Genomic DNA, 12,532 nt, shown 5'->3' with positions numbered 1-12,532 from the left:
TTAAACCCTCGCTTGTTCTAAAATAAAGTCATCAATACCAGTTTGCTTTTGATACTGTGTTACTAACTGTGTTAACACACCATCATTAAAAGCTCTCCCTATAAGCTGACCACCTATTGGTAACTTATTAACAAAACCTATAGGAAATGAAATAGCTGGTAAACCAGAAATATTTGCTGGAATAGTATAAATATCTGACAAATAAGCTGATACAGGGTCTAACTTTTCGCCTTTTTTGAAAGCTTCTGATGGTGATGTTGGCATAAAGATAGCATCAACTTTAGAAAATATTTCATTCATCTGATTTGTCATTATTCTACGTAATTGCTGAGCCTTGTTATAATAAGAATCATATTGACTAGAAGCCAACACATAATTACCTATCATAATCCTACGCTTTACCTCTTGACCAAAACCTTCTGTTCTTGATAGCTTATATAATTCTTCCAAATCTCTAGCTTTGTCATTACGATAGCCGTATCTTACCCCATCATATCTAGCTAAGTTCGCCGCAGCTTCTGCTGGGGTAATAATATAATACGTTGATAAGGCCTCTTTTAAACTCGGTACTTTAATTGACCTAATTTCAACACCCATTTTTCTAAAATTATCTATAGAGCTTTGTATAGCAGACTGAAATTCGCCGGGAAGATTTTCCAATAGACTTTCATCGACTCCTATTATCTTACCAGCAATATCTTTCTCTAAATCTTTAGTAAAATGGTTTTCTGGAACACCCACACACGTAGAGTCAAACTCACAATCTCCAGAAATAGTATCTAACATAATAGCAACGTCTTCAGCATAATGACCAAATATACCAGCTTGATCAAAAGAAGATGAAAAAGCTACCATGCCAAACCTTGAAGTACTTCCGTAAGTAGGTTTCATAGCTGTTAGCCCACAAAAACTTGCAGGTTGCCTGACAGACCCCCCCGTATCAGAACCAGTACTAACAGGAGCAAATCCTGCAGCAACAGCTGCCGCTGAACCACCTGATGAGCCGCCAGGAACTCGATCTAAATCCCAAGGATTACTTACATTACCATAATAACTATACTCGTTTGCTGAACCCATAGCAAACTCATCCATATTAAGTTTGCCTAAAGTTACCATCCCTTGGTCTTTACATTTTTTAGTAACTGTAGAATCATAAGGAGATATAAAGTTACTTAACATCTTTGAAGCTGCTGTAGTTTTAATACCCTTAGTACAAAAAAGGTCCTTGTGCAATATAGGAATACCCGTAAGTAGTTTTTGCTCACCTCTAGATATTGCACCATCTGCGTTTTGAGCCTCTTTTAAAGCTTCGGTCTCACATAATGTTATAACAGAATTTATATCTCTATCAAAAACCTTTATCTTTTCTAAATAACTTTTAGCTAAATCTATTGCGCTTACTTCTTTATTATCTAATCTTTTTCTTAACTTTTTAATGTATGACATTATTTATCCTACTTAACAACTTGTGGCACCATAAAATAATCATCTACAACTTCGCAAGCGAATTTCTCAAAACTTGCTCTATTATCTTGGTCTTGTGGAACATCTTGACGGAATTTAAAGTTCTTCTCTATAGGTGACACCATTGGTTCAACTCCCTTAGCGTCAAAATCTTTAACCGTATCTAAAATCTCACAGATATTTGTAAGATCTTTTGTGTAATGCTCTAGCTGTTGCTCATTTAACTCGAAATTAGATAGCTTAGCTATATGCTTGACCATGTTTTTATCCATACAAAGCATCCTATAAGTTTTTAATAAAATAAATTACTTGTAAAATTATAGTGTACTATAAAGTATAAAAAAAGATCATTAGCTTAAAATCAGTCTAAACCTACAAATTAACCTAAGTGTAACTAGTTATCTCCTTATATTTTTTAGTCTCTTGCTCCTCGTACATATTAATATATAACTCACTACTGTTAAGATTTATAGGAAAACCATTATATCTACGCCATAGTTCATAACCAAGACTAACATCTCCTAGTAAAACCCAACCATGAACCTTTGTGCCCAAACGTAAAACATTTGGCGATGGCCAGTCTCGTTTTCCACTTTGTTTTATAAAAACTTTAAATTGACCGTGAAAGTTGTCTTGGGGAGATATAAAGATAACTTCTCCTTCAAAAGTTCCTATAGCAACCTGAGGCCAGCCACTAAACTGTATAGCTGGCCATCCTTCAAACTGGAGCATCACTTTATCACCAATACTAATAAGCGGTATGTCCATGCTATTTACCCATAGCTGAACGATCCTTGAAGTACTATTCGGAACAATAGTTGCTAAAGTATCAGTTTCTTTGACTATAACCCCTCCAAGCCCATGCATACGGTCAACAATTACCCCATCTGCCGGTGCCACAACAAGGCGGCTTTTTTGCCTAGCAATTTGAACCTTGATTTTTGCCAGATCAACATTAGCATTAGCAAGATCTTTAGTATAATTAACCATCTCCATCTGGGCTTGCTCATATATCCTCTGTGTACTGGCGCCCTTTTCAACTAAATATTCATGTCTTTTAATATTTTTTTTAGTATTTTCAATAGCAAGCTTAATTGATTTGATACCTAACTCTATAGCCTCTTTTTCTTCTTCGAGTCTAGATACCACTTCCGGGTCCAAATCCAGAACTTCTACGATAGGATCTCCTTTTTTGACAAAGTCTCCTTCAACTACATACCATTTTCCCAGTCTACCACCGATTGGTGCTGAAATATTTTGTTGTCTATCAGATGGCGAACGTGTTGTTACCTCACCATAGCCATCAACTGTTTGTTGCCAAGGTATCATAGCTAAAAAAGTAACTATTCCAAAAATACATATTAAGACTAAAAACACTACTCTCTTTAAGCTAGGGTCTTTTTTGAGCATTTTGCTTGATTCTAATTGCATAAAGAACACCTTTTACTCTATAGATATGATTAGCGTAGGAATCATAAGGTTTTCAAGAATCTGCACTAGCGTTTTATCTTTACACCTATTAGTTAAACCGTATGAATCAATCAATATCAAAAGCTTTGGCTGTTTTAAAATCGCTCTTATAATATTCATTTTCAAAAGCACTAAACTATCAAACTCTAAATTATATTTTATAATTTGAGAATCAATTTTTTGCTCAAAATACTGCTCAAGAAAACTTATGTCAAAGATTTCCAATAACTCACTTAAATACCCTAATTTAGCTTGGGAATAACCAGACTCACATAAATTGTCTAAAACTGTCCCAGAAACAACTTCAACACCACTGGCGATATGCAAAAATTCACTCAATTGCTCCTTTGTATAGTTTCTAATACAGATTTTATCTATTTTGATAACCTCTTTAGCTGTATCATTAAAAAAACTATTTAAAAGAGTCTGCACCTTTACTGTAGGTAACGACAAGGTATTAATAACATTACTTTTAAAATCTAAAAAATAGTTATGATCATTTAATTTAATTTCAACATCTGTAATCTTAGCTGCTAAAACTGCTACTTGATGTTCTTTTGGTATCTCCTCTTTTTTAGCTATTTCTAACAGATCTAAGACCTTTCTAATACCAACTAAAAATCCATAACAATCATAAAGATACTGACTAAACTTAAGGAGCCCCAAAAGCATAATATTAACCAATAACTCAGCTGCTATAAGCTGACCAATAGATAGTTGTCCATTTATAATGAGATAGCTCCCTATACCCAAAAGTAAAATATTAATAAATATGTACGTCAATCCTATGTATATATGTTGTCTAAGTATCACGCCAAAAAACTTTGATCTAGAATCCAAATAATCACATAGTTTTGTGTCTACTTTTTGAACAGCACAATTGATAGATCTTTGCCTAAAGGATAAAAATTCAGCTGTTTTTTCTTCAAACCATTCTACAATATCATAAACTGCTGTAGACTCAGCAAGTCCAGCCTCATAACCAGCTTTCATTGGTAAAAATATGGCTAAAACTATACATAACACAAGCAAAATATCAAAAACCAAAAACATCGGGTGATAAAACGCTAAGATAATTACACAAAATAGTGTTTGAAGGAAAATATCCAATAAAATTATAAAAATAACTGCTATCGATTTTTGTAAAAACTTTAGCTCGAATATTCTATTTAGTTTCTCCCTTACATTTATTTTTGTCAAATCATTAAAATCAACTTTATAAATGCATGATACTATACGAAATAAAGTATTTACAAATACCTTTCTCTGAAGATCTTCTACTAGCTTTAACTGAAAAATTCTTACAAAAAAAGATGCTGTAAGTAAGATAAATAAAATTGTTATCAATGAAATTACAGGTCTAACAGACAAACTAACGCCAACCAAATTTACTAAAGTTTGTACAGATATAGGAACTGCAAGAGAAAGAAACCCTAACAATAAACTATATATAATCAGTATATATACCGTTTGCCTTGGTATATTCAACACATGTTTTATTTGTCTATATAGCACGATAATAGCTAAAAAATATTATAAACACTTATACTAACTTAGTATAATCTAGATTATTTTAAAGTCCACTTTATAAAACTTATTCAAATAAAGGTTGATTCTAGATTATGCTTTTATAGATCTTTCAAACACATGATCTATTTCTTTTAGATATGTTTTTTTGATACCTTCAAAATCCATTTCTGGTATAGCAAGAGTGATGTTATGCTCATCTTGCATAACTTTTTGTAACTTTATAGAGAAAGATTCACCTGATTTTAGATCAAACGCTACTTGCTGCACGATCTTGTAGCAATCTTCACGCATAAATGGAGTGTTTGCAACCAAAAAGTGGAGATAAAAGCTTGATAAATATGCGCTTGTGCTTCTTACCCTATCTTCAATAATATCCTCTTGTACTACAAGGTTATCTATAGTATTTTTCATTCTACGCAATGCATAAACCATAATCCCAAAATTATCCGGCAGGTAAAAACGCTCTGCCGAAGAGTGTGAAATGTCTCTTTCATGCCATAGCACGCAGTTTTCTAAAGCAATAGATACATGTGATCTAAGCATTCTAGCCATACCTGTTAAGTTTTCTGTAGAAATTGGATTTTTCTTATGCGGCATAGTAGAAGAACCTTTTTGCCCTTTTGAGAAACCTTCATAAACTTCAAAAACATCACTTCTATGCAAGTGTCTAATCTCAACCGCGAGTCTCTCAATAGCAGAAGCTATAAGACCATGAATTGAAATTAACTTAGCAATTCTGTCTCTAGGAATAACCTGAGTAGAAACCTCCTCAACAGGCAAGCCTAATATTTCAGCTGCTTTTTTCTCATCTTCTGTAGTTAAAATACAATAATTACCAACTGCACCTGAAAACTGCACTGTAAGTCCATCTTTCTGGAACTCTTTAAGATCTTTTAATCTGCGTTTAAATTCAACGTAAGCACCTAAAAACTTTTGACCAAAACTCATGGGTTCCGCAAACATACCATGACTTCTACCCATCGTAATGATACCTTTTGTCTCTTGAGCTTTTGCAAGTAATGAATCACAAAGTGCCTCTAGATCCTTAACAACGTACTCCAGAGATTCACGAATTTGCAAACTAAGGGCTGAATCAATAATATCTGATGATGTAACACCAAAGTGAAAAAACTTGCCTGTTTCAGCTGTAAACTGCTCAGCTATAGAAGTACAAAAAGCAATAATATCATGCTTTGTTACCTTCTCAATCTCATCAACTCTTTCTGGTCTAATTGCTGCTTTAGCTCTAATTTCAGCAGCTGTACCTTTTGGTACCATTTTATCTTCTAAAGCTTCTAATATAGCCAACTCAACCTCAAGCATCTTAGCGTATTTATTTTCATCTGCCCAAATTTTTGAGATTTCTGCTACATCATATCTTTTTATCATTTCTTGCTCCTATTTTTAAAATTTATTCTAAAAATTTAAGTTTACTTATTCTTCTGCAATTTTTGCAAAGATGGAAGTCGCAGACTGGCGAGGTAATTTAAAACTAATCTACCCGACCCACCTTCTAGCATTCCTAAACATTCTCATCCATACAGAATACTCATCATATTCTGCTGGGATATGCGAGTTTGTAATCGCTCTATAAACACGCTCCGGATGTGGCATCATCGCAAGCACACGACCATCTAGAGCTGTTACAGCTGTTAAGCCACCTATTGCACCATTTGGATTATATGGATATATTTCTGTAGCTTTGCCTTGCCCATCAATATACTTAAGAGCTACTTGTGAGCTTGCTAATAAAGCTTGTTGTTGTGAATCATTTTCAAAAAGTGGACGACCTTCGCCGTGTGCTACAGCAATCGGTGCTTTTGTACCAGCCATATCAGCAAACCAAATAGAATCAGACTCTTGAATTTCGACCATAGAAGTTCTTGCCTCAAACTGTTCTGATTTGTTTTTGATAAATATTGGCCAATTTTCAGCACCAAGGATTAAAGATTTTAATTGCGCTAACATTTGGCAGCCATTGCATACGCCTAGTGTCAAAGTATCATTTCTACCAAAAAACCTGCTAAATTCGTCTCTTAATCTTTCTGTAAATAGAATATTTTTAGCCCAGCCACCACCGGCACCTAAAACATCACCATATGAAAACCCTCCACAAGCTACTAGTACTTTGAAATCATCCAAAGTTACACGACCTACATGCAGATCTGACATATGCACATCATGTGCTTCAAATCCTGCTGTAGTAAATGCAGCTGCCATCTCAACATGACCATTTACACCTTGCTCTCTTAGGATTGCAACTTTTGGCTTCTCTAGATTGATAAACTGCGCTGTAATATCTTCTTCAATATCAAAAGTAGCCTTGACATGGATACCTTTATCATCAGTATTTAGAATACTATCAAATTCCTGCTTTGCACACTCACTGTTATCACGAAGTGACTGGATATTGTAAGAAGTTTCTGCCCACCATCTTTGTAGATTTATACACGTATTTGAATATATTTTTTCACTATTTGCAAAGATGTTTATCTCATCACTAGAATTTAGCTTAGCTATTGCACACAGGTGGATTTGCGTATCTTTAAATAGCTCTTGAACTAATACAACGTCACTATTTTTCACTTGGATTACAACACCAATCTCTTCAGCAAAAAGTTTAGCTAGTACTGAATCATTCTCAAGCATAACCGGTTGAGATTCCGGATCGGAGCCCAAAATGACAGTTGTTTTTTGGGTTTGTAGCTTAATATCTAGACCTTTACGCCCAGCAAAGGACATCTCTGCTAAAGTAGCAAATACGCCACCATCCGAAACATCATGATAAGCGAGAATTTTATTCTCTGATTTTAGCTTAGTGATATTCTCAAATAGTGCCTTTAGCTTACTTGCCTCTACATCAGGAGCAACCTTACCCACTTGATTATAAGCTTGTGCAAGAGATGAAGCACCTAGCCTACCAGCTCCATTTGATAAATCGATATGTAACAAAGTAGTATCTTTGTCATCAACTAAGACTGGTGTTAAAGTCTTACGTGCATTAGCTACAGGAGCAAATCCTGAAATCACCAGCGAAAGTGGCGATGTTACAGATTTTTCTTGCCCATTGTCAGACCATTTAGTTTTCATCGACATTGAATCTTTACCGACTGGTATTGCAATACCAAGCTCTGGAGCAAATTCCATACCGACTGCTTTGACAGTTTCGTATAACTTTTGGTTTTCATCGCCTTGATTTGCAGCAACCATCCAGTTTGCCGACAGCCTAATATCACTTAGCTTTCTAATATCAGCTGCTAATAGGTTTGTTACAGCTTCGGCAATTGCTAATCTTCCAGAAGCAGCCGCATTTATCGTAGCTACTGGAGTTCTCTCGCCCATTGCCATTGCTTCACCCGCTTGACTATCTACAGTAGCAGTTGTTACAGCACAATCTGCAACTGGCACCTGCCATGGACCGACCATCTGATCACGCGCCACCATACCTGTAATACTCCTATCACCAATTGTGATAAGAAAAGATTTAGAAGCTACAGCTGGTACTTTTAGCACTCGCTCAATCGCATCATCAAGCTTGATAATACTTGTATCGAAAGCATCTTGCTCAACTTTGACAGTTTTAACATCAATGTGCATCTGTGGTGTATTACCAAATAACAACCCCATTGGTAAATCAACAGGCTTATTACCAAAATACTCATCATTTAACGTAATATATTTTTCTGAAATAGCTTCACCAACCACAGCAAATGGACATCTCTCACGCTTACATAAATTTTCAAAAAATTCCAAGTTGTGTGGGTCTACTGATAATACATATCTTTCTTGAGATTCATTTGACCAAATTTCTAAGGGTGACAACCCCTCTTCACCCACTAAAACTTTTCTTAGCTCAAAGTGGCCACCAACATTACCATCTTTTACAAGTTCTGGAAAAGCGTTTGAGATACCACCAGCGCCAACATCATGAATAAATGTAATAGGGTTTTTTTCACCCATCTGCCAACATTTATCAATTACTTCTTGGCAACGACGCTCCATTTCAGCATTATCACGTTGAACAGAAGCAAAATCTAACTCAGAATTAGCACCAGAGGATACTACTGAAGAGGCAGCTCCCCCGCCTAAACCTATACGCATAGCAGGACCACCAAGACAAATTAACTTAGCTCCCAGTTTGATATCACCTTTCTCAACATGCATTCTTTTGATATTGCCCATACCACCAGCAATCATAATTGGCTTATGGTAACCAAACGTCTCTTTACCATTTGATGTTTTTGCTAGCTGCTCATAAGTACGAAAGTAACCACACAAATTTGGTCGACCAAATTCATTTGAATAATGAGCTCCCCCAATAGGTGCTTCTAACATAATTTGCAAAGGTGTAACTATATGGTCTGGTTTACCATATTTATTAACTTCCCAAGGTTGCTCAAAATTAGGGATATTAAGGTTAGAAACACAAAAACCAGTTAAACCTGCTTTTGGTTTTGCTCCAAGACCAGTTGCACCTTCATCACGTATCTCACCACCAACACCAGTTGCCGAACCACTAAATGGTGCAATAGCTGTAGGATGATTATGAGTTTCTACTTTCATCAGGATATCTACTTCTTCTTGCTTAAAGCCATATACACCTGTCTCTGTATTTGTATAAAATCTCTGAGCCGTTGCACCCTCTATCACAGCTGCGTTATCTTTGTAAGCTGATAGCACTCCTTCAGATGCATTCTGCGTAGTGTTTTTAATCATTTTAAACAAAGATTTATCTTGTTCTTCGCCATCTATAGTCCATTTAGCATTGAAGATTTTATGTCTACAATGCTCTGAGTTAGCTTGAGCAAACATATAAAGTTCTGTATCTGTAGGGTTTCTGTTTAGCTTGATATATTCTGAAGCTAAGTAACTTATTTCTTGTTCACTTAATGCTAACCCTAATTTTTTATCGGCAGCTTTAATAGCTTGCTCGCCTTTTTCTAAAACATTAATAAACTCCATTGGCTTAGGCTTAGCTCTTTTAAAAAGGTGCTCCAAACTAGACTTACCAGCAAAAACCTCTTCAACCATGCGATCATGTAAAAGGTTTTGGATATCTTTTAACTCTTGTACGGAAATATTACCCTCTATACCGTAAAGTATCGCTCTCTCAACTCTTTTTACCGTGGAAATTCCAGTATTGTGAATTATATCTGTGGCTTTAGATGACCATGGAGAAATTGTCCCAACTCTAGGAGCCACTATAAACGTTGTACCACAAGGGTTAGAAGCACCATACTCTTTATTATAATCCAACAGTGACCTAATAATCCTTTCTTGAGCTGGACTTAGCTGATTTTCTAGCTCCAAAACATGTAAAAACTTAGCTTCTAGTGAGTTTACATTTTTTGAAATAGCTTTAGCTTCTGCCAAAAGCTTATCTTTTTTAAATTGAGATAATGCACTTAAACCTTCGAAAACCTTAATCATATTTGATACCTTTTTATACTTTGACATGCCACTCTAACGTCGTTCTTTAAGCTATTGACTTAAGCTTATGTTGACTCACTCAATATGCTTTATTTAATACATCCACCTTGTATTTTTTATATTTGTATATAGAGACTGTTGCAAATTAAAATTAAACGGGTGAAACACAGGCAAAAATATTCGAAAAAGCACAGTTTACATATAGTAAATGAACATTTTGAGAAAGTTTTTAGCAAAGTTAGAGCCATATAATTTTAATTTGCAACAGATCCACCTAATCAAACCCTCTATACTTTAGTGCTTCTCTTTTTAAAGCAACTCTTTCTTTTTCAAGCTCATCTAAATATCTCTCATCAACATCGCCAGTAATATAATTTCCGGAGAAAACACTATCTTCAAACTCAACTATGTCAGGGTTTTGCTTTTGAATTACTTCTTTTAAGTCTGATAAAGGTAAGTATATAAGCCCATCAACTCCTATCCATTGGCGAATTTCCTCTACTGATCGACTATGAGCAATCAACTCTGATTTAGTAGGCATATCTATACCATAAACATTTGGATAACATACTGCAGGTGACACAGAAGCTAAATAAACAGACTTTGCCCCTAGATCTCTAATCATCTCTATAATACGCTTAGATGTTGTACCTCGCACTATAGAGTCATCTACAAGTAGAACATTCTTATCTTTAAATTCTGCTGGAATTGGATTTAGTTTTCTTCTAACATAGTTTTTTCTATCAGCTGATTCTGGCATTATAAAAGTTCTACCAACGTATCTGTTTTTAACAAACCCCTCTCTATACTCAACACCTAATGCTGTTGCTATTTCTTGAGCAGAAGCACGACCTGTTTCTGGAACTGGGATTACGATATCTATCTCACTACCTTTCCAAGCTTCTAAGATCCTCTTACTTAGCATTTTTCCAGCATCTACTCTTGCTTGATAGACACTAACTCCATTCATGATACTATCTGGTCGGGCAAAATACACATACTCAAATAAGCAAGGTGCTAAGACTGGTTTTTTAGCACAAACTTTTGAGTGAATTTTCCTATCCTCAGTTATAATAATAACTTCACCAGGTTCAACATCTCGTAAAACTCTAAAGCCAGATATATCTAGTGAAACACTCTCACTAGCCACCATATATGCTTTTTCACCATTCTCATACTCTTTAACACCAAACACTAAAGGACGAATACCAAAAGGATCTCTAAATGCTATTAAACCAAAATCAGCTATCATAGCTGTACAAGCATAACCGCCTTTTGCGTGTTTAAAAACAAATTCAACTGCTTTAAAAACGGCTTGAGGTGTTGGACAACCCCGCGATTTATTCATACCACAAGCAAAAAAGTTTAATAAAAGCTCCGAGTCTGAAGTCGTATTAAGATGACGTCTTTCTATATCGTGCAATACTGTAGCAAGCTCTTTAACATTAGTTAAGTTACCATTATGGGCAAAGACTATTCCATGAGGGTTATTAACATAAAAAGGTTGACTATCTGCTGCTCCTAAACTTCCAGCTGTTGGATACCTTACATGACCTATACCGATTTTACCTCTAGACTTCTCTAGCTTCTCATCAGTAAAAACTTCATTTACCAATCCTGTATTTTTACGAATAAAAAAACGACCTTGATCCATAGTTGCAATGCCAGCAGCATCTTGACCTCTATGTTGCAAAAGGCTTAAACCATCAAACAATAAATAACTAACCTGACTAGGACCAGCAACCCCTATTACTCCACACATAAGATTTCTCTGTTCTCTAAAGAATTACCAACTGGACCATTATACCAATATTTGTATCAATAAAAATCTATTTTTAAGCTAGTAACTATATCCTACCTAACTTTAAAACCCTAGTGAGGTTAATTTAATTTCAAAAACTTAAGCCTATTTTAGAACTTTTCTCATTATTTATAAAACTTCAAAGGTAATACTATTGTTTACATAAACAATAGGCTCAACCCAAAAATCGCGCTACCGTGAATTCCTGGAAACTAAAATTTTTCATAATTTCAAAAACTCTTATATCCTTACTTGCTACATCTTTACTGCAAACTGAAAAAACATCCTCATTCTTTTCAAATGAGAAAAAATCATTAGGATAGTAATTACTGTACCAACTTTTATTATTTCTGCTAAATTTAGCCTCAGCAAAGCCATAAGCTATTCCTAGCCCATTTCTTTTAACTTGAGCTTCTTTTAGAGTCCAAAGGGTATAAAAATCTTTATTTAAGTTACTACTTTCCCTTAATACTTGGTACTCTCTCTCATTAAAATAGCGTTCAGCCACATTAAGAAATTTTCTTTTTCTTTTTATATTTTCAACATCTATTCCTATATCATTACTTGCTACTGCAATAACTACTGTTTCTGAAGTGTGGCTAATACTAAACTTTAAACCTTCAGAATTTTCTAAAAAAGGCTTGTTATTACTATCTACATAAAAAACAGGTTTACTAATATCAAAAAATTCACTAAAAACCCAATATCTAATAAAATTAGAAAATAGTTTCTGGTTGGAGCCACCCTCTATACTAAACTTATTCTTTATAACTTTAACTGTATCTGTAGCTATAAAATCTTTAATTGTTAAGATAAAAACGTAGATATTTTGCATAT

The 12,532-nt window shown here is 34.9% G+C and carries 8 protein-coding genes; all 8 read right to left on the bottom strand.

Annotated features, from left to right (window positions below):
* A complete protein-coding gene (gatA, locus tag E4K63_RS00620; RefSeq protein ID WP_133942251.1) occupies positions 1-1,446 on the bottom strand; it encodes an Asp-tRNA(Asn)/Glu-tRNA(Gln) amidotransferase subunit GatA in 1,446 nt (481 codons plus the stop codon).
* An 8-nt stretch (positions 1,447-1,454) separates the two neighbouring features.
* Entirely contained in the window at positions 1,455-1,736 is a 282-nt protein-coding gene (gene gatC, locus E4K63_RS00615) for an Asp-tRNA(Asn)/Glu-tRNA(Gln) amidotransferase subunit GatC (protein ID WP_133942250.1), read from the bottom strand.
* A gap of 112 nt (positions 1,737-1,848) precedes the next feature.
* Positions 1,849-2,895, bottom strand: coding sequence for an HlyD family secretion protein (locus E4K63_RS00610; RefSeq protein ID WP_133942249.1), 1,047 nt, complete (start codon positions 2,893-2,895; stop codon positions 1,849-1,851).
* A 12-nt stretch (positions 2,896-2,907) separates the two neighbouring features.
* Positions 2,908-4,449: an ATP-binding cassette domain-containing protein gene (locus E4K63_RS00605; protein ID WP_133942248.1), complete on the bottom strand. Its 1,542-nt coding sequence runs from the start codon at positions 4,447-4,449 to the stop codon at positions 2,908-2,910.
* Positions 4,450-4,554: 105 nt separating this feature from the next.
* Positions 4,555-5,853, bottom strand: a complete 1,299-nt coding sequence (gene purB, locus E4K63_RS00600) for an adenylosuccinate lyase (protein WP_133942247.1) — start codon at positions 5,851-5,853, stop codon at positions 4,555-4,557.
* A 108-nt stretch (positions 5,854-5,961) separates the two neighbouring features.
* Positions 5,962-9,894: a phosphoribosylformylglycinamidine synthase gene (gene purL, locus E4K63_RS00595; RefSeq protein WP_133942265.1), complete on the bottom strand. Its 3,933-nt coding sequence runs from the start codon at positions 9,892-9,894 to the stop codon at positions 5,962-5,964.
* Positions 9,895-10,168: 274 nt separating this feature from the next.
* Positions 10,169-11,656, bottom strand: coding sequence for an amidophosphoribosyltransferase (gene purF, locus E4K63_RS00590; RefSeq protein WP_133942246.1), 1,488 nt, complete (start codon positions 11,654-11,656; stop codon positions 10,169-10,171).
* Between the two features lie 214 nt (positions 11,657-11,870).
* Complete coding sequence (locus tag E4K63_RS00585; protein WP_133942245.1) at positions 11,871-12,530, bottom strand: 4'-phosphopantetheinyl transferase family protein; 660 nt, start codon at positions 12,528-12,530, stop codon at positions 11,871-11,873.
* Positions 12,531-12,532: the final 2 nt, after the last annotated feature.

Source organism: Allofrancisella inopinata (assembly GCF_012222965.1).
Classification (GTDB): Bacteria; Pseudomonadota; Gammaproteobacteria; order Francisellales; family Francisellaceae; genus Francisella; species Francisella inopinata.
Note: the sequence above shows the minus strand (reverse complement) of the source record. Positions and strands in the feature narration are given on the sequence as shown.

What these genes read in the sequence shown, in the direction of transcription:
- gatA (WP_133942251.1), bottom strand. Translation starts at nt 1,446, where the DNA reads ATGTCATACATTAAAAAGTTAAGAAAAAGATTAGATAATAAAGAAGTA.
- gatC (WP_133942250.1), bottom strand. Translation starts at nt 1,736, where the DNA reads ATGGATAAAAACATGGTCAAGCATATAGCTAAGCTATCTAATTTCGAG.
- E4K63_RS00610 (WP_133942249.1), bottom strand. Translation starts at nt 2,895, where the DNA reads ATGCAATTAGAATCAAGCAAAATGCTCAAAAAAGACCCTAGCTTAAAG.
- purB (WP_133942247.1), bottom strand. Translation starts at nt 5,853, where the DNA reads ATGATAAAAAGATATGATGTAGCAGAAATCTCAAAAATTTGGGCAGAT.
- purL (WP_133942265.1), bottom strand. Translation starts at nt 9,894, where the DNA reads ATGATTAAGGTTTTCGAAGGTTTAAGTGCATTATCTCAATTTAAAAAA.
- purF (WP_133942246.1), bottom strand. Translation starts at nt 11,656, where the DNA reads ATGTGTGGAGTAATAGGGGTTGCTGGTCCTAGTCAGGTTAGTTATTTA.
- E4K63_RS00585 (WP_133942245.1), bottom strand. Translation starts at nt 12,530, where the DNA reads ATGCAAAATATCTACGTTTTTATCTTAACAATTAAAGATTTTATAGCT.